The organism is Streptomyces sp. NPDC017246, from assembly GCF_044331325.1.
Taxonomy (GTDB): Bacteria; Actinomycetota; Actinomycetes; order Streptomycetales; family Streptomycetaceae; genus Streptomyces.
Genome location: NZ_JBIRMW010000017.1, coordinates 31,544 through 51,389, shown reverse-complemented (window position 1 = coordinate 51,389; position 19,846 = coordinate 31,544). Strand labels below are relative to the sequence as shown.

Here is a 19,846-nt window from a genome sequence, read left to right as displayed (position 1 = left end):
GGCCGGCCGTGCGCGAGGTGAGCCATGCGCGGGGCCGGAAGGCTCCCCGGGATCAGAAGATGTCGGGCGAGAACGGGCGCAGCGAGGTACGGAACAGCAGGTCGGCGCGGCCCGCCGCGCCCGCCGTCAGCTCCTCGATCCGCCCGAGCCGGGCGAGCCGTACCGCCGACTCGTCGCCGAAGACGAGCGTGCCCAACTCCGCGATGTCGAAGGCGAGATCGGCGGACTCCGCCGTACGGACACAGGAGACGCCGTCCGGGGAGGCGTCCAGGCGATAGCGCCCGCCCGCGAGCCCGTCCCCGTCCCGCAGATCGAGCACCAGACCGTCCGCCACCGGGTACGTCCGGCTCTCCAGGACCCGGACGACGTCGAGGACCCGCACCCACAGCATGTCCGCGTGCGTCAGCACCTTCGCGGCACGCGGGTCCGGCAGGAGCAGCGGCAGCGGATCGTCGGTGGCGCGGTAGCCGGAGCGGACCGTGGTGATCCAGTCGACGGAGCAGAGGTAGTGCCAGAGGGCGCGCTCCGCGGCCGGGGTGACCGCGATCAGGTCCCGTACGGTCGCCGTGTTCAACGGCTGCTTGGCGTCGTCCCACTTGTCGTCGGCCGTGTAGGCCACGAACCCCTCGGCCTCGCCGGACTCCGCGCGGTAGATCGCGTAGAACGGCTCCTTCCACGGCTCGCTCCGCACACCGAGGCCGGTGCCGACCGCCCAGTCGCGCGGGGACCGGTCGGTGACCGCGGCGCGGACACCCCCGAGCCGGCGGTGCACCTCGGGGCCCACCTTGCGGATCTCCTCGGCGTCGCTGAGGTCGATCCGGCCCCCGTCCTCCGGGCGGCCCGAACGGCGCGGGTCGAGACCGGCCCGGCGCACGTCCACGCTCCACTCGGCGGCCCAGCTCGCCGGGCCGAAGCCGAACCGCCCGTAGATCGGGTACTCGGCGGCGATCAGGGTCGCGATCGCGTCGCCCCGCTCCTTGGCGGCGGCCAGGTCGGCGGTCATCATCCGGCTGAGCAGCCCACGCCTTCGATGCGTCGGGGAGACCGTGACCTGGGTGATCGCGTCGGCCGTGAGGCTGCCCCCGCCGACCGTGCTGACCTCCTGCCGGAAGGACCGGAAGGTGGCGACGATCCGGTCCCGGTCGAAGGCCCCGAGCGTCCGCGCGAGATCGGCGTGCGCCAGCCGGTCGGCGGTCTCGGCGTCGGTCACGACCGGCGGGCGGAGGAATCCGGTGCGCAGGGCGCGCTGCCAGCCGGAGAACTCGGACTCCGCCACCGCGCGTACGTCGACAGTCATCCTTCGACCCTACGCACGGCCCCGGCGCACCCGCACCCGAGTTTTCCCGCACGGCGAAAGGGCGGCTCCGGGCCCCGACACGGTCACGCGAGCAGGTCGTCGACCTGCGCCTCGCCCTCCCGGTAGCGGCGTGCGATCTCCGCGCTGCAGTCGTCGGCGGTCCGCTGGAGGTGCTGCCGACGGCGCGAGATCTGCTGCTCGTACCCCGCGAGCCGCCCCATCCCCGTGTGCAGCTCGTCGTCGGTCCGGGCCGTCAGGTCCGACAGCTCGACCTCCGACAGCATCTCGGTCGCGAGCCGCCGGTACTCCTCGCTGCGTGGCGTCGACAGCGTCACGTGCCGGGCCGAACTGCGGTGCCGGGAGGGCACGTCGGCGAGGATCTCGGAGAGCCGGTCGAGGACCGGGGACTCCGGATCGGTACGGCGTGCCAGCTCGGCCCGCAGGATGTCGATCCGGCCCTGGAGCATCCGCCTCACATAGCTCAGGTCCGCCTCGTCGCTCTGCGCCTCCCGGCGCAGCGCGCGCAGCTCCGGCAGCCGCAGCGCGCCGAGGTCCGGCTGCGCCCGGTCCGGCAGGGCGGGCTCGGCGGTCCGCTGCACGGGTGGTCGCGAGGCCGGGCCTCCGCCCGGTCCACCACCCCGGGTTCCGGAGCGGATCAGCGGTACGGGGCCGGACGGCGTCGGCCCGGTGCCAGGTGCACTCATGAGAATCGTCCCCTCGACCGGTGCGGAGCCGCACCGCCTGACACGCATGGTGCCACTCCTGCACGCACGCGTGCAGGCGCTCTGCACCCGTTCGGCCCCTCATCCGCCGGACTGGCGGCCGCTCGGTAGGTTGGGGCGTATGCGTGCAGTGGTGCAGAGGGTGGACGGCGCGAGTGTCGTCGTCGCAGGGGAGACCGTCGGTGAGATCACCGGCAAGGGCTTGTGCGTGCTGGTCGGGGTGACCCATGACGACACCCCGGAGAAGGCCGCCCAATTGGCCAGAAAGCTCTGGTCCGTCCGGGTACTGGACGACGAGAAGTCGTGCTCGGACGTGAACGCGCCGCTGCTCGTCATCTCCCAGTTCACGCTCTACGGAGACGCCCGCAAGGGCCGCAGGCCCACCTGGAACGCGGCGGCGCCCGGCACTGTCGCCGAGCCCCTCGTCGACGAGGTCGTGCACCGGCTGCGGGAACTGGGCGCGCACGTGGAGACGGGCCGGTTCGGAGCGGACATGCGCGTCTCGCTCACGAATCACGGCCCGTTCACGGTCCTGATCGACGTCTGAGAGGCCGGGGCCCCGGCCTGCGGCCTACGGCTCGACGACGGTCTCCTGGGCCGCCGCCGTCGTCCCGGCGACCAGCGGGGCGTCCACCGGCACGTTCCGCTTCACCAGGGCGAGGGCGATCGGCCCCAGCTCGTGGTGGCGGACGGAGCTCGTCACGAAGCCGAGCTGCCGGCCCTCCTCGCCGTCCGCCGCGAGGCGGATCGGGGTGCCGTGACCGGGCAGCAGCACCTCGCTGCCGTCCAGGTGCAGGAAGACCAGGCGGCGCGGCGGCTTCCCCAGGTTCTGCACCCGGGCGACGGTCTCCTGGCCCCGGTAGCAGCCCTTCTGCAGATGGACGGCGCTGCCGATGAGGCCGACCTCGTGCGGGATGGTCCGGTGGTCGGTCTCGAAGCCGAGCCGCGGCCGGTGGGCCTCGACGCGCAGCGCCTCGTACGCCAGGATCCCGGCGGCCGGCCCGTGCGAGGCGCCGAAGGCCTCCAGGTCCGCGCGCGGCAGGAAGAGGTCGCGGCCGTGCGGGGTCTCCCGTACGACGGCGCCCTCGGGCACCTCGGCGATGGAGCCGGCCGGGAGGTGGACGACGGCGATGTCGTCCGTACGGTCGGCGACCTCGACCCGGTAGAAGAACCTCATCGACTCCAGGTACGCGACGAGCTCCTCCCGCGTCCCCGGCTCGACGTGCGCCCACAGCGTCGCGCCGTCGTCGACGAGGTACAGGGCGTGCTCGATGTGCCCGTTCGCGGAGAGGATGAGCGCCTCGGTGGCCTGCCCGGGCGGCAGGTCGGTCATGTGCTGGGTGACGAGCAGGTGCAGCCAGCTCAGGCGGTCGTCACCGGTGACGGCGACGACACCGCGGTGCGAGAGGTCGACGAAACCGTGTCCGCCGGCGAGTGCGCGCTGCTCGCGGAACAGGTCGCCGTAGTGCGCGGCGACACCTTCGTCGCGGCCTTCGGCGGCGACGGCGCCGGGCAGGGACAGCAGAGGGCTCTTCATGGAAGAAAGCCTACGACTCGGCGGGGGTGTCCTTCCGGGCGCGGTCGGCGGCACCGTCGGCGGCCGGCTTCTCGGCGCCGCCGGCGGCGGCCTTCCCGGCCTCCTCGGCCTTCGCGGCGCAGTCCGCGCACCGCCCGAAGATCGCGAAGTGCTTCATGTCCGTGTCGAACCCGAAGGTCTCACGGAGTTTCCCGGTGAACTCGGCGGCCACCTCCACGTCCGCCTCGATCACCCCGGAGCAGTCCCGGCAGACCAGGTGCAGATGGTGGTGCCGGTCGGCGAGGTGGTACGTCGGAGCCCCGTGCCCCAGATGGGCATGGCTCACCAGCCCGAGCTCCTCCAGGAGCTCCAGGGTCCGGTAGACGGTGGAGATGTTCACCCCGGAGGCGGTCCTGCGGACCTCGACGAGGATCTCGTCGGGCGTCGCGTGCTCCAGCGCGTCGACCGCCTCCAGGACAAGCTGGCGCTGCGGCGTCAGCCGATAGCCGCGCTGCCGCAGGTCGCTCTTCCAGTCGGTGCTCACCACGCCCCCCAGTGTAGGAGGACGCGGCGCGTCACCCCAGGTCCTAGCGGAAGAAGGCGATGCCGTCGTCCGGCATGTCCGGGAGGTTGCGGGCCATTTCCGCGACCTCCTCCGGCGTCACGACCTTCTTCAGGTGCGCCGACATGTACGGCCGCAGCGGGACCTCGGGGGTCGCCTTCTCGCCCACCCACATGAGGTCGCTCTTGACGTAGCCGTAGAGGCGCTTGCCACCGGTGTACGGGCCCGAGGCCGCGGTCCGGGCGACGGCGTCCGTCGCCAGGTCGATCTGCGGCTTCTGGTCGGCGAGCTCGCCGTACCAGATCTCGACGATGCCCTGGTCGCGGACCATGACGATCTCGACCTGGCGGTTCTTGTCGATGCGCCAGTAGCCGCTCTCGCTCTCCAGCGGACGGACCTTGTTGCCCTCGTTGTCCAGGACCCAGGAGTGGGAGGTGTACTCGAGGAAGTCCCGGCCGTCGTGGCTGAACGTCACGGACTGGCCGAAGTTGCACTTCTCGGCGCCGGGGAAGTCGGAGACGCCCGCGCCCTCCCACGTACCGAGCAGGAACGCGAGGGGGACGAGGTCCGGGTTGAGGTCGGACGGGATCTCGATCATGAGCAGCTCTGGCGTTCTCTAGAAGTGGTTAGCGCTGGCCCTGGTACAGCTTCTTCACGGCCAGACCGGCGAAGGCGATCACGCCGACGGCGACCAGGACCAGGAGGGTTTCGAAGAAGATGATCACAGGGTGCTCCTCGACTGAGCGGTGAAGGCGGAACGGGCCGGACCCCAGCTTAGTGGGCGGGGGCCCGGCCCACTCGGTGAGGTGGGTCTCGCCGATGATCAGCCCAGCAGCTGTGCCTGGAGGGCCACGGTCTGCTGGAACGGCACGGTCAGCACCTCGCCCTTCCGGGTCTGTGTGATCACCGCGAACGTGTCACCCGCCTGGATGTACGACCAGCGGGTCTGCAGGGGGCCGTACGGCTCCGTCTCCTTGTAGGAGTAGAGCGAGAGGTACGGCACGTCGACGCCCTGGGTGGCCGTGTCGATCTCCGCCGATTCGACCCCGAGGGGCAGCCGGCTGCTCTGGGAGATCTCGCGCGTGACCTCGTCCTTGAACGCCTCCGAGTACGCAACGGAGGAGAACCGCAGCAGGTGGATCCGGGTGGTCGTGCCGTCCGGCGTGGTCCAGCCGCGGGCGGCGACGTGCCGGAGTGCCGAGTCCGCCATGTACTCCTTCACCTCGCCGCGGTCCTTCTCCGCCAGCAGCGCGAGGTACGAGTCGAGGCCGGCCCAGCCGCCCTTCAGCTTCGGGTCGACCGTGGCGCCCGTCGGTGCGGGCAGCAGGAGCTTCCGCAGGTCGGCGTGGTGGATCTCGCCGTCGTTGCCGTCGGTGTAGGGACGCAGGGTGCCTTCGGGCAGCGCCGGTAGGGCGAGCTTCGGGTACTCCCAGCGGCCGTCGGACTCGGTCGCGAGCCCCGGCACGTCGGTGCGCTCCATGGCGGTGATCCCCATGGCCGCACCGGTGCCGACACCGCCGCAGACGAGCACGGCGGCGGTCCAGCGGACGATCCCCCAGAGCAGCGGCCGTCTCGACTTCTTCGGCGCGGGGGCGGGCAGCACGGGCACCTGCGGGGCCTGGGGCTCCGGCTGGGCCTGGGGCTCCGGCCGCGTCTCGGGCTCCGGCTGCGTCTGGGTCTGGGTCTGCTCGGTCATACGTACTCCCCCGGAGACTCGATGTGGTCGAGCTGCTTCTTCAGCAGGTCCGCCACCCGCGTCATGTCGAACGGCTTGGCACCCGCCGCCTTGACGGTGACGAGGACCTCGGAGTCGTACGCGAGGCAGATCATCTCCTCCAGCGCGGTGGCCCGCTCCTTCTTGTCCAGCGAATCGTCCACGGGCGACCGGTAGCAGACGGCGTTCCGGTGGTCCTTCACCTTGGGGCCCTTCCGGGCCTCCAGGGCGTCCATGACCTCCGTGCGCAGCCGGTAGCTCTCCTTGATCCGCTTCTTGTCCTTCATCCGCGCGATCTCGATGGAGACGACGACGTCGTTGTCCGGATCGGCGAAGGAGCGGACTCCGATGCCCTCGACCCCGAGCTTGTCGATGTTCTTCTCGAACGCGCGGCGCTTCTTGCCGGAGAGCCCCTCGCCCACCTGCTTCATCAGCGCGGTGGCCTCGGCGGCGCCGAGCTCGCCGTCGTTCCCGTACAGCTCCTCGTCGGGACCGAACTCGTATCCCTCCGGCAGCGGCAGCAGGAGCTTGCTCAGCGGTGTTCCGGCCTTGCCGCGTGTCAGCGCGGCGGCCGGGTCCTCGTCCTGCGCGGTCTTCCCGGTCGCACCCCACAGCTCCGTCGGCGCGGTGCGGTCGGCGGAGGAGACGGTGACGGCGGTGTACGTGACGCCGCCGCCGACCAGGCCGAGGACCACCACGGCGGGCAGGACCACACCGAGCAGAACTCGCCGGGCGCCCTTCTTCCTCCCGGCCGGCCGCACCTCGTGAACGGAGTCGGTCAGGGGTTCGGTCACGTCGTTCCGGTCCTCACTCACAGGCGCCCCAGCTGTCGCTCGGCCAGCGAACGGATGTCCTTCTCGGAGATCTTCTTCGTGTCCACGACGAAGATCTCGACCGCGATGTCGCCGCGGTAGAAGTAGGCCCGGGCCTCGTACAGGTCCATGTACCCGGCCTCCCGGCTCACCGGGAAGAGGTAGTAGCGGCCGTTGGTCGAGCCCTTGAGCTCCGTGCCCTCGCTGTCGGCGAAGTCCTCGTCCGGCATGTACGACTGCTGGTCGTCGACGAACTCCTGCGCTCCGAGGACGTCGCCCGAGCGGTACTGGACCAGCCGGATCTCGCTCGTCTTGAACCGGCCGGTCTTCCAGGACGTGACCGCGATCCGCCGGACCCCCAGGTCCAGCTGGTGGTCGAGGGCGGAGCCCTGGTCCTTGAAGTTCGCGGCGAACTCGTTGACCGGCATCCAGCCGTCACGGTCGGCGAAGTCGCTCTTCTTCGATCCGGCGGGCCTCGGCAGCAGCAGCTTCCGCAGGTCGCCCTCCGCCTTGGCCCGGAGGTCCTCGGAGGCGGGCAGCGGCTTCGGCTTCGCGCCCTTCGTGAGCTTCGCCGGGTACGCGAGATCCGGCTGGTTCAGCGGCGGAAGCGCGGTCGGTTCGCGGTCGGCCTGGATGCGGTAGCCGACGGCGGTGCCGCCGACGAGACCGATGACGGCGGCGACGGCGATCAGCCCGACCGTACGGAGGACACGGCGGCGGGGCCGTACGGCCGGCTGCGGGTCCGACGGCGCGTCCGACGGTGCGTCCGACGGCTGGGCCGGCAGTGCGGCAGCCGGTGCGGCAGCGGCAGGTGCGGCGGCCGGTGTGGCCGGAGACACATCCGCCGGCTCGCCTTCCGAGGCGACCGGAGGGACCGTTTCCGCCCCGGGCTCCGGTTCCGGCGGCGGAGCCGTTTCCGGATTTTGGATACTTTCTTCGACGCTCAAGAGTCCCCCCACGAGACCTGAAGCGCGGATTCCGTCATCCGCGCACCCACGAGACACGCGAGGGGCACAGGGGGTTGCGGTGCGGCACATTACAGTTCGGTATATGCCGAACAAGCTCGTGCTCAAGGTGACCGCGGGGGCCGACGCCCCCGAACGCTGCTCACAGGCCTTCACGGTGGCCGCCGTCGCCGCCGCCAGCGGCGTCGAGGTGTCCCTCTGGCTGACCGGCGAGTCCTCGTGGTTCGCGCTCCCGGGCCGCGCCGCCGAGTTCGAGCTCCCGCACGCCGCGCCGCTGCCGGACCTGATCGACTCGATCCTGGCGGCCGGCGGCCGCATCACGGTCTGCACCCAGTGCGCCGCGCGCCGCGAGATCGAGGAGAAGGACCTCCTGGAGGGCTTCCGCATCGCCGGCGCCCAGCTCTTCGTCCAGGAGGCGATGGCGGACGGGACGCAGGCGCTCGTCTACTAGCCGGCCGCCGTCACGGCTCCCGGCGCTTCTTGCCGTCCAGCTCGTCCCACCACTCGTCCGACTTCGGGTCCCCCGAGGGGTCGTCCCACCAGCGGTCCTCGGGGCCCCTGCGGTTCGCGACCATCGCGGCGACCGGGGGGATGACCATGGCCACCACGCACATGCCGATGGCCACCGGCATCGAGAAGAGCCGCACGACGGCCCAGGCGCCCACGAAGAGCAGCAGGCAGGCGCCCATCATCCAGAAGTAGACGTGGCGACGTCGTGCGTACACACCTTCAGGGTACGACCGAAGGGCCGTGCCTCAAGTCCTGGAAATGGCGTCCAACCCCCCAGGAGGCACGACCCTTCGGCCGGTTCGGTGTCGCGGGTCAGACCGCGATGGCGACCTCGGCGAGGCCACCGTGCTGCGCCACGACCTGACGGTCGGCGGTGCCGCCGGGGACCAGGGCGCGGACGGTCCACGTGCCCTCGGCCGCGTAGAAACGGAACTGGCCGGTGGCGGAGGTCGGGACCTCGGCCGTGAACTCGCCGGTCGAGTCCAGGAGGCGGACGTAACCGGTGACGGGCTGGCCGTCCTTGGTCACGAAGCCCTGGATGGTGGTCTCACCGGGCTTGATCGTCGAGGCGTCGGGGCCGCCGGGCTGCGCTCCACACATGTCGTTCTGTCCTTACGGTCGAGGGGTCCGGAGGAGGGAGGATCCGGGGAATTACTTGTTGGCGCCGAGCTCGATCGGCACGCCGACGAGGGAGCCGTACTCGGTCCACGAGCCGTCGTAGTTCTTGACGTTCGTGACCTCGAGCAGCTCGTGCAGGACGAACCACGTGAGCGCGGAGCGCTCACCGATGCGGCAGTAGGCGATGGTGTCCTTCGCCAGATCGACCTGCTCGTCCTCGTAGAGGGCCTTGAGCTCGTCGTCCGACTTGAAGGTGCCGTCGTCGTTGGCGTTCTTCGACCACGGGATGTTGCGGGCGCTCGGCACGTGGCCGGGGCGCTGCGACTGCTCCTGCGGGAGGTGCGCCGGGGCGAGCAGCTTGCCGGAGAACTCGTCGGGCGAGCGGACGTCGACCAGGTTCTGGGCGCCGATCGCGGCCACGACGTCGTCGCGGAAGGCGCGGATCGAGGAGTCCTGGGCCTGGGCCTTGTACGCGGTGGCCGGGCGGGCCGGCACGGCGGAGCCGTCGACCAGGTCGCGGGAGTCGAGCTCCCACTTCTTGCGGCCGCCGTCGAGGAGCTTCACGTCCTGGTGGCCGTAGAGCTTGAAGTACCAGTAGGCGTAGGAGGCGAACCAGTTGTTGTTGCCGCCGTAGAGGACGACCGTGGTGTCGTTCGCGATGCCCTTGGCCGAGAGGAGCTTCTCGAAGCCCTCCTGGTCGATGAAGTCGCGGCGGACCGGGTCCTGCAGGTCCTGGGTCCAGTCGATACGGACGGCGTTGCGGATGTGGTTCTTCTCGTAGGCCGAGGTGTCCTCGTCGACCTCGACGATGGCGACCTGCGGGTTGTCGAGGTTGGCCTCGACCCAGTCCGCGTCGACCAGGACGTCGCTGCGAGCCATGTTGTTCTCCTCCGGGGCAGTGTGCGGCGGTGTGGTGCGGGTGTGGCTGCGTACGCGTCGTCACGGGCGTGAGGGACGTGCGGAACGGACGTGCGTACGGCTCTACACAGGGCGGCCCTGACCTCGTCGGAGGGCCTGAGGAATACGGGAGTGGTGAGTCCCGCTCAGACGGAGCGACAGAGCATGGCGGCGACGCGGCACAGGTCTACTGCCCGCCGCTTCGTGAGATCCGCCTGTCGCTTCATGCCCACGATCGTAGGGACGGACAGGCGGCCGTGTCACCGGCGTGTCGTATTTTGAGACGCGATCGTCCGAGATGCGAGACGCGATCACTGCGCGAGGGGGCTCCGGGCGCCTCCGGAGCGAGGCGTCCGCCAGTGTTTCTACGGATCGGACAGCTGCGTCTCAGCATGTGACCAACGGGTACGTACCGAGGAGTATCCGAGCGCCGAGCGGGGGGCTGTCAGCCCGCCAGGACGACGTCCTTGCCGGTCACGGAGACGGCCAGACCGTCCGGTCGCGGCTCGACCTTCTCGACCTTCATCCCGGCGATCGCACCGATCGGCCGCTCGAAGTCGGTGCGCGCGCGGACCAGTTCCTCGATGCCGGGGATGCCCTCGCCGGGCACCTCGTCGGCGCGGACCCGGATCGTGTCGCCGTTCACCACGCTCACCGTCGAGACCACCGTGCGGGTCAGGGTGCGGCCCATGACCTTCACTCCGCCGGTCACCTTCACCTTGCCGTTGCCGCCGTAGGCGACGGTGGCCTCCTGGTCGGAGGCGGCCGTGAGGTCCGCGTACGAGATGAGGGCGGTCCCGCTCGCGGAACCCGCCTTCGCGCCCGCCCAGTCACCGGTCACGGTCACGTCCCGCAGCGCCACGGTCAGCTCGCCGACCCGGATCTGCTTGTCGCCCGCCGTCGCGGTGATCCCGGCCGCCTTCACGTCCACCTCGTCGAACCGCTTGCCGGCGACCTGGGTGAGGAAGGGAAAGCCCTTGATGTCGACCTCGATCGACTCGGTGCGCGCGGCGGACAGCTTCACCCGGCCCGCCGCCTCGTCCTCCGCCCACGCCACGGCCAGCCGGTCGATCCCCACGAGGACCCCGCCCAGCACGACGGCCACGATCAACAGAATCCGCAGTGCTCGCATGGGCTGTGTGTCCCCCCGATGGAAGTGAATATGCGTTCGGCCCCCCGACACGAAGATCGACGTGCCGGGGGGCCGGTTGGTTCCCGTGGAATGCCGGATCAGGGTCCGGTCCGGGTCAGACCAGGGCCCGGCCCAGCAGGTAGACGGCGGGCGCGGCGGCCGTCAGCGGCAGCGCGACACCGGCCGTCATGTGCACGAAACGGGACGGGTAGTCGTAACTGGCCGCCCGCAGGCCGACCAGCGCGCAGACCCCGGCACCGAGGCCGAGGAGCGCCCCGGAGGCGCCCAGGTCGGTGAAGCCGCCGGCCGCGATCCCCGCGCCCGCGGAGGCGAGCAGCGCGGCGACCAGGGAGACGGGTCCCGGCAGCGGGAGCGCCCGGGCGAGGACGGCGGCGGCGACCGCGATCCCGCCGACCACGACCGCGTCGGGATCGGCGCCGAGGAGTCCGGTCGCGACGACGGTGAGCGCGGCGGAGGCGATGGTGGCCATCAGGCCGTACATGCGCTCGTCCGGGTCGGCGTGGCTGCGCAGCTGGAGGACCAGGCAGAGCAGCACCCAGACGCCGAGCGTGCCGAGGATCGCGGGGGCCGCGTTCTCCCGGCCGGTGGCGAGCAGGGCGGCGTCGGCGACGAGACCGCCCGCGAAGGCGAGGGCGATGCCCTGCCGGGCGGGCCACATGCCGTTGAGCCGGAACCAGCCGGCGGCGGTGAGGCCCTGGAGCAGGACGAGCGGGAGGAGGAGCCCGTAGGTGCCGAGGGCGGCGCCGCCGGCGATCAGCAGTCCGAGGACGGCGGTCAGCGCGGCGGGCTGCATCCCGGGCTCGATCACGGGCGAGCGCCCTTCGGCGCGGGCGCGCTGGGCATCGGTGATCCGGGTGTTCCCGGAGGTGGTGGGCGAGGAGTAGGACGGCCCCGCCTCGGCCACGGGGGCGGGCGCGGGTGCGGTCTCCACCGGGGCCGCGGGGGCCTGGACCGGGGCCGGCGCCTGCGCCTGCGCCTGCGCGTGGGCGTGTGCCTGGGCGTGTGCCTGGGCCTGCTGCGGCTCGGCGTAGTACGCGGCGGGCGTCCCGTACGACTCGTACGTGGGCGTGGGCGCGGACCGGTACGGCTCGTACGGCTGCTGCGGGTACCCCTCCTGCGCCCCGTAGGACACCGGCGCGGGGGCCTGACCCTGGTACTGCTGCTGGGCCTGGGCGGCCTGTGCCTGCGCCTGCGCCTGCGCGGCCTGTGCCCGGTCGGCCTGGAGCTGCTCGTACGAGACGGCCGGCTGGTACTGGGTGTCCCAGGTCTGCCCCTCCCACGTCTGCGTGACGTCGGGGCTCTGCTCGCGGCTCTGCTCGCGGCTCTGCTCGCGGCTCCGCTCACCCTGGTCCGGCTGCCCGTTCCCGTTCGCGTACGGGTCGTACTGCTGACCGCCGTAGTGCTGGTCATTGCTCATGCTGTGGGGTTCACCCTCCTGCGAACGGGGGGAGCACCTCGACCGTGCCGCCCTCGGCAAGCCGTACCGTCTCATGGCTCCGGGTCCCGACGGGGTCGCCGTCGACCAGGAACGAGCACCGGCGGAGGACCTGGACGAGCTCGCCCGGGTGCTTCGCGCGGGCCGCGTCGAGGGCCTCGGCGAGGTGCTCGGCGGTGTAAGGCTCCTCCGCGACACCGGCGGCGGCCTTGGCCGCGGCCCAGTAGCGGATGGTTCCCGCTGCCATAGCGGCGCTCCCTTCGTTCGTGTGCGCGCCGCCCCCCATGATGGGCTACGCGCGGGTGAGCCAGTCCCCGAGCCGGGCGAGCAGCTCCTCGTCGGCGGCGTTCTCGGCGTGGCCCATCCCCCGCTCCAGCCACAGTTCCGCCTCGCCGGCCCCGGCCAGCATCCGCGGGTGGTCGAGCGGGAAGTAGGCGTCCCGGTCGCCGTGCACGACGAGCAGCGGGGTCGGCGCGATCAGCGGCACCGCCTCCACGGGGGAGAGGGGCACGGGGTCCCAGGCGCGCCGGTCGATCCGGGTGCGGAAGCCGTACCGCCCGACGAGGCGGCCCGCCGGGCGGGTGACCACCCAGTGGACGCGGCGCATCGGAGCCGTACCCCGGTAGTACCAGCGGGCGGGCGCGGAGACGGCGGCCACCGCGTCGGCGCGTCCTTCCGTCTCCCGGTCCAGGGCGGCGTGGCGCAGGACCACGGACCCGCCCATGGAGAAGCCGAGCGTCGCCACGCGCGCGTGGCCGAGCTCACGTGCCCAGCGGACGGCGGCGGACAGGTCGAGGACCTCCCGGTCGCCGACGGTGGAGAGGCCGCCGGAGCCGCCGTGGCCGCGGAAGGAGAAGGTGACGACGGCCGCGCCGCGCTCCGCGAGGACCCGGGCGGCGCGCCGGACGGCGGGCCGGTCGGCCGCCCCGGTGAACCCGTGGGCCACGACCACCGCCGTACCGGTGTCCGCCGTATCGGTGACACTTGCCGTGGAGGGTTCGTAAACCGCCTCGATACGGACACCGTCATCGGTACGCAACATTGCCCGACGGGAGCCGGAAGTGATCAGGGAGACATCCACCATATGAAATCCACCCTCTCCCTCTGAACTCATGTGGGCTATTCTCCTGTGCAGAGGATCCGGGCGACGTAGCCCCCGGGTCCTTTTGCGTTTTCCGACCGTTGTTACGGACGGATGAACAAGAGCTCTCAGGGCGCGAGGGCCGGCAGTGATCTGTACGAAGCAGTGCACGTCCTCGCAGGGACCGAGGAGGAACCGCGTGATGAGCGAGCGAACGAAGCACGACCGACCGACGGCGGGTGAGGCGGCATGAGCTCCTTGCTGCTCCTGACCAACGCCCTCCAGCCGTCCACCGAGGTGCTGCCCGCCCTCGGCCTTCTCCTGCACAACGTCCGGGTCGCCCCGGCGGAGGGCCCCGCCCTCGTGGACACCCCCGGCGCGGACGTGATCCTCGTCGACGGGCGGCGCGACCTGCCGCAGGTACGTTCGCTCTGCCAGCTGCTGCGCTCCACGGGGCCCGGCTGTCCGCTGATCCTCGTCGTCACGGAGGGCGGTCTCGCGGCCGTCACCGCCGACTGGGGCATCGACGACGTCCTCCTCGACACCGCGGGCCCCGCCGAGGTCGAGGCGCGGCTGCGCCTCGCGATGGGCCGCCAGCAGATCGTCGCCGACGACTCCCCCATGGAGATCCGCAACGGCGACCTGTCGGTCGACGAGGCGACGTACAGCGCGAAGCTCAAGGGCCGGGTCCTGGACCTGACCTTCAAGGAGTTCGAGCTCCTCAAGTACCTGGCCCAGCACCCGGGCCGGGTCTTCACGCGTGCCCAGCTCCTCCAGGAGGTGTGGGGGTACGACTACTTCGGCGGCACCCGGACGGTCGACGTCCACGTACGGCGTCTGCGGGCCAAGCTCGGCCCGGAGCACGAGTCGCTGATCGGCACCGTCCGTAACGTCGGCTACCGCTTCGTCACCCCCGAGAAGGTCGAGCGGGCGGCGGAGGAGGCGCGTGCCAAGGAGGAGGCCCGCACCAAGGAGGGCGCCCGCGCGGACACCCGCGTCAAGGACGCCACGGGGGACGTCACCCCCTCGGAGGACAGGAACGTGGCGGATGCCACAGTGCGACCTGCCGGTAGGTAGGTCACCCCGCGTAGACTGCCGCGCGTGGCCAAGGTGACGCGGGATGACGTAGCTCGACTGGCAGGTACCTCGACCGCGGTCGTGAGCTACGTCATCAACAACGGACCCCGGCCGGTCGCCCCGGCCACGCGCGAGCGTGTCCTCGCCGCGATCAAGGAACTGGGCTACCGCCCCGACCGGGTCGCCCAGGCGATGGCGTCCCGGCGCACGGACCTCATAGGCATGATCGTCCCGGACGCGCGGCAGCCGTTCTTCGCGGAGATGGCGCACGCGGTCGAGCAGGCCGCCGCCGAGCGCGGAAAAATGGTCCTCGTCGGCAACTCGGACTACCGCGACGAGCGCGAGGTCCACTACCTGCGCGCCTTCCTCGGCATGCGGGTCTCCGGACTGATCCTGGTCAGCCAGGGCATGAGCGAGCGGGCAGCGAGCGAGATCGAGGCCTGGGACGCGCGCGTGGTGCTGCTGCACGAGCGGCCCGAGGCCCTGGACGACGTCGCCGTCGTCACCGACGACATCGGCGGCGCCCAGCTCGCCACCCGGCACCTCCTGGAGCACGGCCACGCGTACGTGGCGTGCATGGGCGGCATCCCGAACACCCCGGCCGTCGGCGACCCCGTCGCCGACCACGAGGAGGGCTGGCGCCGCGCCATGCTGGAGGCGGGCCGCTCGATCGAGGGACGGCTCTTCCAGGCCCCGTACAACCGCTACGACGCCTATCAGGTGGCCCTCAAGCTGCTCGCCGGCCCGGACAGGCCGCCGGCCATCTTCTGCTCCACCGACGACCAGGCCTTCGGTGTGCTGCGCGCGGCACGCGAGCTGCGCATCGAGGTGCCCTCGGAGCTGGCGGTCGCCGGCTTCGACGACGTGAAGGAGGCGGCGCTCACCGACCCGCCGCTGACCACGATCTCCTCGGACCGGCCGGCGATGGCCCGGGCGGCGGTGGACCTGGTCCTCGACGACTCGATCCGGGTGGCGGGTTCGCGCCGCGAGCGCGTGAAGCTCTTCCCGTCGGCCCTGGTCGTCCGCCGTTCCTGCGGCTGCGACGGCGGCTGAGCCACGAGAGCCCTGTGATCCCTGAGAACCCTCCCCCCGGGGAGGGTTCTTTATATCGGGCATACAGGCTTCTGTCGGGCTTCTCAGCCGGTCCTCAGACGGCTCTCATGTACGGATCCGAGAGTCAGAGCCATGACGGACTTCCAGGAGCAGCAGCCGCAGCAGCAGCCCTACTACCCGCCGCACCCGCCGAGGCCGCCGTACGCCCCGGGCGGCCCGCAGCCGACCGGCGCCGAGCAGACCGCGGCCCAGCCGATCGTCACCGAGCCGCACGCCACGCAGCCGTTCTCCACCCGGCCGATCGTCACCGAGCCCGGCACCACGGTCTGGCCGTCCGGTGGGCACGTCCCGCCGACCGTCCCCCCGGTCCCTCCCGTCACCGGGTCCGCCCCGTCCGCCGCTCCTGCCGGCGGCCCCGGCTCCCGCCGTCGCGCCAAGCGCGGGGTCGGCCTCATGGCGGCCGTGGCCATCGCCGCGGCGGCGATCGGCGGCGGCACCGCCACGCTGGTCCAGCAGCTCGCCTCCGACACCCCCGTCACCGCCTCCTCACAGGTGAGCGGCACCAACGTCTCCGCGAGCACCGCGGGCACGGTCGCCGGCGTCGCCCAGGCCGTCTCCCCCTCCATCGTCGAGATCTCCGCGAGCTCGAACGCCGGCAAGTCCACCGGCTCGGGCGTGATCATCACCTCCGACGGCGAGATCGTCACCAACAACCACGTGATCTCCGGCGCGTCCGAGATCACCGTGCAGCTCAGCAGCGGCAAGTCCTACAAGGCCGAGGTCGTCGGCACCGACCCCGACAAGGACCTGGCGCTCATCAAGCTGCAGGGCGCCTCCGGCCTCAAGACCGCCAAGCTCGGCGACTCGTCCACGGTGCGGGTGGGCGACCAGGTCGTGGCCATCGGCTCCCCCGAGGGTCTGACCGGCACCGTCACCAGCGGCATCGTCTCCGCGCTCGACCGGGACGTCACCGTCGCCAAGGACGACGACAGCCGGAGCGGGCAGCAGGAACAGCAGAACGATCCGCGACAGGGCTGGCCGTTCGAGTTCGGCGGACAGCAGTTCAACGGCGACACCGGCTCCTCGAAGACCACGTACAAGGCGCTCCAGACCGACGCCTCGCTGAATCCGGGTAATTCCGGCGGCGCGTTGATCAATATGAACGGGGAGATCATCGGAATCAATTCGGCCATGTATTCGCCCAGTTCTTCGAGCGGCTCCACCGCCGGCAGCGTCGGCCTCGGATTCGCGATCCCGGTCGACACGGTGAAGGCCGATCTGGAGAGCCTGCGCTCGGGCGGAGACAGCTGACCGGCGAACGAGCGGCATGCGACGCTGAGCCCATGACCGACCAGCGACACGAAGCCGAACGCATCCTCATCGTCGACGACGAGCCCGCCGTGCGCGAGGCCCTGCGCCGCAGCCTCGCCTTCGAGGGATACGGGACGCAGGACGCCGTCGACGGTCTGGACGCGCTCTCCCGGATGGAGTCGTACGCCCCCGATCTCGTCGTCCTCGACGTCCAGATGCCCCGGATGGACGGGCTGACGGCCGCCCGCCGGATCAGGGCCTCCGGCTCCACCGTGCCGATCCTGATGCTCACCGCCCGCGACACGGTCGGCGACCGGGTCACCGGGCTCGACGCGGGCGCCGACGACTACCTCGTGAAGCCCTTCGAGCTGGACGAACTGTTCGCCCGGATCAGGGCGCTGCTGCGGCGCAGCTCGTACGCCCGGGCCACGGCCGCCTCCCCGGCCGACGGCGACGTGCTGGCCTTCGAGGACCTGCGGATGGACCTGGCCACCCGCGAGGTGACCCGCGGCGGGCGGACGGTGGAGCTGACCCGCACCGAGTTCACGCTCCTGGAGATGTTCCTGGCGCACCCGCGGCAGGTGCTCACCCGGGAACAGATCCTCAAGGCCGTGTGGGGCTTCGACTTCGAACCGAGCTCGAACTCGCTGGACGTGTACGTGATGTATCTGCGACGCAAGACGGAGGCGGGCGGCGAGCCGCGCCTCGTGCACACGGTGCGGGGCGTGGGATACGCGCTGCGCGGAGGGGGCGGGGAGTGAACGGTCCCCGCACGGGTCCCCTGGCGCGCTTCCGGCCCCTGACCTGGTTCCGCTCGCGACCCCTGCGCTCCCGCCTCGCGCTGCTCACGGCGGTCGCGGTCGCGGTCGCCGTGGCGGCCGTCTCGCTCGCCTGCTGGTTCGTGACGCGCGCGCAGCTGGAGGCCGAGATGGACTCCTCGCTGCGCAGCACCCGGCTCGACCCGAACGGGGTGCAGAGCCTGCTCGCCCTCTGCCGGCAGGGCAGCACACCGCCGCCGGTGGCGGGCTCGTACACGGTGCAGGTGATCCTCGCCAACGGCAGCGTGTGCACCTCGGGGAAGGCCGCGATCCCCGCGGGGGACGGCGATCTCGCGGTGGCCCGGGGGCAGCTGGAGTTCGTCCTGCACACGGTCAAGGACGACACCGGACGGGAGATGCGGGTCTACACCTACCCGCAGGAGGGCCCGATCGGGCTCGCGGTCTCCGTCGCCCGGCCGCTCGCCGAGATCGACAACTCGATGTCCACCCTGCGCTGGGTGCTGCTCCTGGTCTCCGGGATCGGCGTCGTCGGCGCGGGCGCGGCCGGCCTGTGGGTGGCGCGGACCGGCCTCGAACCGGTGAACCGGCTGACGGGCGCCGTCGAGCACGTGGCGGCGACCGAGGACCTGACCGTCCGCATCCCGGTGGAGGGCGAGGACGAGATCGCCCGTCTGTCCCGTTCGTTCAACGCGATGACGGCGGCGCTCGCGACGTCCAGGGACCGGCAGTCGCAGCTGATCGCGGACGCCGGCCACGAACTCCGCACGCCCCTCACCTCCCTCCGGACGAACGTCGAACTGCTCGCGCGCAGCGAGGAGACGGGCCGGGCGATCCCGCCGGAGGACCGGCGGGCCCTGATGGCCTCGGTGAAGGCCCAGATGACGGAGCTGGCGGCGCTCATCGGCGACCTCCAGGAGCTGGCCCGCCCGGACACGGCGCAGCCGGGCCCGCTCGAAGTGGTGCCGCTCCACACGATTCTGCGGGCGGCCCTGGACCGGGCGCGGCTGCGCGGCCCCGAGCTCGGCTTCGTCACGGACCTGGCGCCCTGGTACGTGCGGGCGGACGCGGCCGCCCTGGAGCGGGCGCTGATGAACGTCCTGGACAACGCGGTGAAGTTCTCGCCGCCCGGGGGCACGGTCGAGGTGGTCCTGATGCGGGGCGAGCTGACGGTCCGCGACCAGGGCCCCGGCATCCCCCCGGACGAGCTCCCGCACGTCTTCGACCGCTTCTGGCGCTCGCCCTCGGCCCGCAGTCTCCCGGGTTCGGGTCTGGGCCTCTCGATCGTGGCCCGTACGGTCCACCACGCGGGCGGCACGGTCGTCCTGTCCCCGGCGGAGAACGGCGGGACGGTGGCGACGGTACGGCTGCCGGGGGCGCCGACACCACCGCCGGAGGGGTCAGTTGTGCCGGAGCAGGGCCTCGACGAGTCCTGAGCGGGTGTTCGGGAAGTCCATGGGGACGATCCCGAGTCCCTTCGCGCCGGACGCGGCCGCGCTGTCCAGATAGCCGTGCACGCGCGGGTTGAGCCGGTCGGAGTTCCAGACGGGCGGCAGGTAGGCGGAGGTGCTGACGAAGTTCACGTACAGCCGCCCGGGCTGCTGGACGGCCGCGCGGAAGTGGGCCTCGATCTTGGCGTACTTGGGGTCGGGGAGCGCGTTCCAGTCGTCCTGGAGGGCGAGGACGGAGCTGTCGCCCCATCTGAGGCCACCGGGCAGGCCGCCGTTGTCGGCGATGAGCACGACCCGTCCGCGGGCCTCGCCGAGGAGCGGTACCCCGTTGCCGATCCGGAAGAGGGAGCGCCAGCCGCGTCCGTCGAGGTAGTCGTCGAAGATCGAGCGGAAGGTGGCGTCGGAGTCCTCCGAGTACTCCTGCTTGACCCGCATGAGGACGGTCTCGGAGGGGTGTGCGGCGAGGAAGTCCCGGCAGGCGACGAGGACGTCCCCGAACATCATGTTCTGGTAGGAGGCGCCGTGGTGGATGGCGAAGGATCCGCCGGTCACCCGGCACCGGATGTCCAGGAACCGGATGCCGCTGTCCAGCTGCTGGGCGATGGTGGTGTTCTGGCACTGTGACCAGGGTCCGCCGAACCGGGCGCCGGAGTCGTGTGTGCCGGGGATGGTGAGCCGCTGGAGGGGTGTTCCGTCCGCGTGTCCGCCCATCCACGCGCGCGTGTCCACGGCCGAGGCGGTGGGGGCTCCCGCGAGGAGGAGTGCCCCGGCGCCCATGGCGCCCACGGCTCCTGTGAGAAAGCGTCGTCGCTCCATGGGCCGCACTATGACAGGTCCACAACAAAGCCCGCCAGGGTGCGTCGCCCCTCCGGGCACAGCGACGGAGAACGGAGAAC

Annotated in this window: 24 protein-coding genes; 7 read left to right on the top strand and 17 right to left on the bottom strand. The window is 71.7% G+C overall.

What is annotated here, in order from left to right; translation table 11 throughout:
* Nucleotides 1-52: 52 nt before the first annotated feature.
* Together ACH4MY_RS31315 and ACH4MY_RS31310 are read right to left on the bottom strand one after the other, a co-directional pair.
* Nucleotides 53-1,297: a GNAT family N-acetyltransferase gene (locus ACH4MY_RS31315; protein ID WP_398007198.1), complete on the bottom strand. Its 1,245-nt coding sequence runs from the start codon at nucleotides 1,295-1,297 to the stop codon at nucleotides 53-55.
* A gap of 83 nt (nucleotides 1,298-1,380) precedes the next feature.
* Nucleotides 1,381-2,001 (bottom strand): ABC transporter substrate-binding protein, encoded by a 621-nt coding sequence (locus ACH4MY_RS31310; protein ID WP_398007197.1) that lies wholly within the window; start codon nucleotides 1,999-2,001, stop codon nucleotides 1,381-1,383.
* A 139-nt stretch (nucleotides 2,002-2,140) separates the two neighbouring features.
* Here ACH4MY_RS31310 and dtd point away from each other — a divergent pair, with 139 nt between their 5' ends.
* Nucleotides 2,141-2,566, top strand: coding sequence for a D-aminoacyl-tRNA deacylase (gene dtd / locus ACH4MY_RS31305; RefSeq protein ID WP_398007195.1), 426 nt, complete (start codon nucleotides 2,141-2,143; stop codon nucleotides 2,564-2,566).
* A 24-nt stretch (nucleotides 2,567-2,590) separates the two neighbouring features.
* Here dtd and ACH4MY_RS31300 read toward each other — a convergent pair whose 3' ends face one another.
* The 6 genes from ACH4MY_RS31300 to ACH4MY_RS31275 form a co-directional block, all read right to left on the bottom strand.
* Nucleotides 2,591-3,556: a YgfZ/GcvT domain-containing protein gene (locus ACH4MY_RS31300; RefSeq protein WP_398007193.1), complete on the bottom strand. Its 966-nt coding sequence runs from the start codon at nucleotides 3,554-3,556 to the stop codon at nucleotides 2,591-2,593.
* Between the two features lie 10 nt (nucleotides 3,557-3,566).
* Nucleotides 3,567-4,082, bottom strand: a complete 516-nt coding sequence (locus tag ACH4MY_RS31295; protein ID WP_398007192.1) for a Fur family transcriptional regulator — start codon at nucleotides 4,080-4,082, stop codon at nucleotides 3,567-3,569.
* Between the two features lie 40 nt (nucleotides 4,083-4,122).
* Entirely contained in the window at nucleotides 4,123-4,695 is a 573-nt protein-coding gene (locus ACH4MY_RS31290) for an FABP family protein (protein ID WP_386475647.1), read from the bottom strand.
* A gap of 225 nt (nucleotides 4,696-4,920) precedes the next feature.
* Complete coding sequence (locus tag ACH4MY_RS31285; protein ID WP_398007190.1) at nucleotides 4,921-5,793, bottom strand: hypothetical protein; 873 nt, start codon at nucleotides 5,791-5,793, stop codon at nucleotides 4,921-4,923.
* A complete protein-coding gene (locus tag ACH4MY_RS31280; protein ID WP_398007188.1) occupies nucleotides 5,790-6,605 on the bottom strand; it encodes a hypothetical protein in 816 nt (271 codons plus the stop codon). The genes ACH4MY_RS31285 and ACH4MY_RS31280 overlap by 4 nt, the downstream gene beginning before the upstream one ends.
* Nucleotides 6,606-6,622: 17 nt before the next feature.
* Nucleotides 6,623-7,462, bottom strand: a complete 840-nt coding sequence (locus tag ACH4MY_RS31275; RefSeq protein ID WP_398007186.1) for a hypothetical protein — start codon at nucleotides 7,460-7,462, stop codon at nucleotides 6,623-6,625.
* Between the two features lie 211 nt (nucleotides 7,463-7,673).
* On the opposite strand from ACH4MY_RS31275, the gene ACH4MY_RS31270 reads away from it, so the two are divergent.
* Nucleotides 7,674-8,039, top strand: a complete 366-nt coding sequence (locus tag ACH4MY_RS31270; RefSeq protein ID WP_398007184.1) for a DsrE family protein — start codon at nucleotides 7,674-7,676, stop codon at nucleotides 8,037-8,039.
* A gap of 10 nt (nucleotides 8,040-8,049) precedes the next feature.
* Here ACH4MY_RS31270 and ACH4MY_RS31265 read toward each other — a convergent pair whose 3' ends face one another.
* The 8 genes from ACH4MY_RS31265 to ACH4MY_RS31230 form a co-directional block, all read right to left on the bottom strand.
* Nucleotides 8,050-8,313, bottom strand: coding sequence for a DUF3099 domain-containing protein (locus ACH4MY_RS31265; protein ID WP_073911713.1), 264 nt, complete (start codon nucleotides 8,311-8,313; stop codon nucleotides 8,050-8,052).
* A gap of 97 nt (nucleotides 8,314-8,410) precedes the next feature.
* Complete coding sequence (locus ACH4MY_RS31260) at nucleotides 8,411-8,698, bottom strand: DUF1416 domain-containing protein (protein ID WP_015035121.1); 288 nt, start codon at nucleotides 8,696-8,698, stop codon at nucleotides 8,411-8,413.
* A 51-nt stretch (nucleotides 8,699-8,749) separates the two neighbouring features.
* Nucleotides 8,750-9,595, bottom strand: coding sequence for a sulfurtransferase (locus ACH4MY_RS31255; protein ID WP_398007182.1), 846 nt, complete (start codon nucleotides 9,593-9,595; stop codon nucleotides 8,750-8,752).
* 164 nt (nucleotides 9,596-9,759) lie between these two features.
* Complete coding sequence (locus tag ACH4MY_RS31250) at nucleotides 9,760-9,840, bottom strand: putative leader peptide (protein ID WP_350497993.1); 81 nt, start codon at nucleotides 9,838-9,840, stop codon at nucleotides 9,760-9,762.
* Between the two features lie 218 nt (nucleotides 9,841-10,058).
* Nucleotides 10,059-10,745, bottom strand: coding sequence for a DUF2993 domain-containing protein (locus ACH4MY_RS31245; protein WP_398007180.1), 687 nt, complete (start codon nucleotides 10,743-10,745; stop codon nucleotides 10,059-10,061).
* A gap of 115 nt (nucleotides 10,746-10,860) precedes the next feature.
* Nucleotides 10,861-12,183, bottom strand: a complete 1,323-nt coding sequence (locus ACH4MY_RS31240; RefSeq protein WP_398007179.1) for a hypothetical protein — start codon at nucleotides 12,181-12,183, stop codon at nucleotides 10,861-10,863.
* A 10-nt stretch (nucleotides 12,184-12,193) separates the two neighbouring features.
* A complete protein-coding gene (locus tag ACH4MY_RS31235) occupies nucleotides 12,194-12,448 on the bottom strand; it encodes a MoaD/ThiS family protein (protein ID WP_189834445.1) in 255 nt (84 codons plus the stop codon).
* Nucleotides 12,449-12,493: 45 nt separating this feature from the next.
* Nucleotides 12,494-13,315 (bottom strand): alpha/beta hydrolase, encoded by an 822-nt coding sequence (locus tag ACH4MY_RS31230; RefSeq protein ID WP_398007177.1) that lies wholly within the window; start codon nucleotides 13,313-13,315, stop codon nucleotides 12,494-12,496.
* A 216-nt stretch (nucleotides 13,316-13,531) separates the two neighbouring features.
* Between ACH4MY_RS31230 and ACH4MY_RS31225 the strand changes: the two genes are divergently transcribed.
* From ACH4MY_RS31225 to ACH4MY_RS31205, 5 genes are all read left to right on the top strand, one after another.
* Nucleotides 13,532-14,359 (top strand): response regulator transcription factor, encoded by an 828-nt coding sequence (locus ACH4MY_RS31225; protein WP_398007176.1) that lies wholly within the window; start codon nucleotides 13,532-13,534, stop codon nucleotides 14,357-14,359.
* 24 nt (nucleotides 14,360-14,383) lie between these two features.
* Complete coding sequence (locus ACH4MY_RS31220; RefSeq protein ID WP_398007174.1) at nucleotides 14,384-15,412, top strand: LacI family DNA-binding transcriptional regulator; 1,029 nt, start codon at nucleotides 14,384-14,386, stop codon at nucleotides 15,410-15,412.
* 132 nt (nucleotides 15,413-15,544) lie between these two features.
* Nucleotides 15,545-16,723, top strand: a complete 1,179-nt coding sequence (locus ACH4MY_RS31215) for a S1C family serine protease (protein ID WP_398007172.1) — start codon at nucleotides 15,545-15,547, stop codon at nucleotides 16,721-16,723.
* 32 nt (nucleotides 16,724-16,755) lie between these two features.
* Nucleotides 16,756-17,484 carry a response regulator transcription factor gene (locus ACH4MY_RS31210; RefSeq protein ID WP_398007171.1) on the top strand — a complete coding sequence of 243 codons (729 nt, stop codon included), beginning with the start codon at nucleotides 16,756-16,758 and terminating at the stop codon, nucleotides 17,482-17,484.
* Nucleotides 17,481-18,935, top strand: coding sequence for a sensor histidine kinase (locus ACH4MY_RS31205; protein ID WP_398007170.1), 1,455 nt, complete (start codon nucleotides 17,481-17,483; stop codon nucleotides 18,933-18,935). Before ACH4MY_RS31210 ends, ACH4MY_RS31205 begins: the two co-directional genes overlap by 4 nt.
* Here ACH4MY_RS31205 and ACH4MY_RS31200 read toward each other — a convergent pair.
* On the bottom strand, nucleotides 18,900-19,766 hold the full coding sequence (locus tag ACH4MY_RS31200) for a phosphatidylinositol-specific phospholipase C (protein WP_398007168.1): 867 nt from the start codon (nucleotides 19,764-19,766) through the stop codon (nucleotides 18,900-18,902). The two genes, ACH4MY_RS31205 and ACH4MY_RS31200, sit on opposite strands and share 36 nt — an antisense overlap.
* Between the last annotated feature and the right edge of the window lie 80 nt (nucleotides 19,767-19,846).

Bases quoted from the DNA above. Each gene is read 5' to 3' on its own strand.
- ACH4MY_RS31315 (WP_398007198.1), bottom strand. From the start codon at position 1,297: ATGACTGTCGACGTACGCGCGGTGGCGGAGTCCGAGTTCTCCGGCTGG.
- ACH4MY_RS31310 (WP_398007197.1), bottom strand. From the start codon at position 2,001: ATGAGTGCACCTGGCACCGGGCCGACGCCGTCCGGCCCCGTACCGCTG.
- dtd (WP_398007195.1), top strand. From the start codon at position 2,141: ATGCGTGCAGTGGTGCAGAGGGTGGACGGCGCGAGTGTCGTCGTCGCA.
- ACH4MY_RS31300 (WP_398007193.1), bottom strand. From the start codon at position 3,556: ATGAAGAGCCCTCTGCTGTCCCTGCCCGGCGCCGTCGCCGCCGAAGGC.
- ACH4MY_RS31290 (WP_386475647.1), bottom strand. From the start codon at position 4,695: ATGATCGAGATCCCGTCCGACCTCAACCCGGACCTCGTCCCCCTCGCG.
- ACH4MY_RS31285 (WP_398007190.1), bottom strand. From the start codon at position 5,793: ATGACCGAGCAGACCCAGACCCAGACGCAGCCGGAGCCCGAGACGCGG.
- ACH4MY_RS31270 (WP_398007184.1), top strand. From the start codon at position 7,674: ATGCCGAACAAGCTCGTGCTCAAGGTGACCGCGGGGGCCGACGCCCCC.
- ACH4MY_RS31260 (WP_015035121.1), bottom strand. From the start codon at position 8,698: ATGTGTGGAGCGCAGCCCGGCGGCCCCGACGCCTCGACGATCAAGCCC.
- ACH4MY_RS31255 (WP_398007182.1), bottom strand. From the start codon at position 9,595: ATGGCTCGCAGCGACGTCCTGGTCGACGCGGACTGGGTCGAGGCCAAC.
- ACH4MY_RS31250 (WP_350497993.1), bottom strand. From the start codon at position 9,840: ATGAAGCGACAGGCGGATCTCACGAAGCGGCGGGCAGTAGACCTGTGC.
- ACH4MY_RS31245 (WP_398007180.1), bottom strand. From the start codon at position 10,745: ATGCGAGCACTGCGGATTCTGTTGATCGTGGCCGTCGTGCTGGGCGGG.
- ACH4MY_RS31240 (WP_398007179.1), bottom strand. From the start codon at position 12,183: ATGAGCAATGACCAGCACTACGGCGGTCAGCAGTACGACCCGTACGCG.
- ACH4MY_RS31235 (WP_189834445.1), bottom strand. From the start codon at position 12,448: ATGGCAGCGGGAACCATCCGCTACTGGGCCGCGGCCAAGGCCGCCGCC.
- ACH4MY_RS31230 (WP_398007177.1), bottom strand. From the start codon at position 13,315: ATGAGTTCAGAGGGAGAGGGTGGATTTCATATGGTGGATGTCTCCCTG.
- ACH4MY_RS31225 (WP_398007176.1), top strand. From the start codon at position 13,532: ATGAGCTCCTTGCTGCTCCTGACCAACGCCCTCCAGCCGTCCACCGAG.
- ACH4MY_RS31215 (WP_398007172.1), top strand. From the start codon at position 15,545: ATGACGGACTTCCAGGAGCAGCAGCCGCAGCAGCAGCCCTACTACCCG.
- ACH4MY_RS31210 (WP_398007171.1), top strand. From the start codon at position 16,756: ATGACCGACCAGCGACACGAAGCCGAACGCATCCTCATCGTCGACGAC.
- ACH4MY_RS31200 (WP_398007168.1), bottom strand. From the start codon at position 19,766: ATGGAGCGACGACGCTTTCTCACAGGAGCCGTGGGCGCCATGGGCGCC.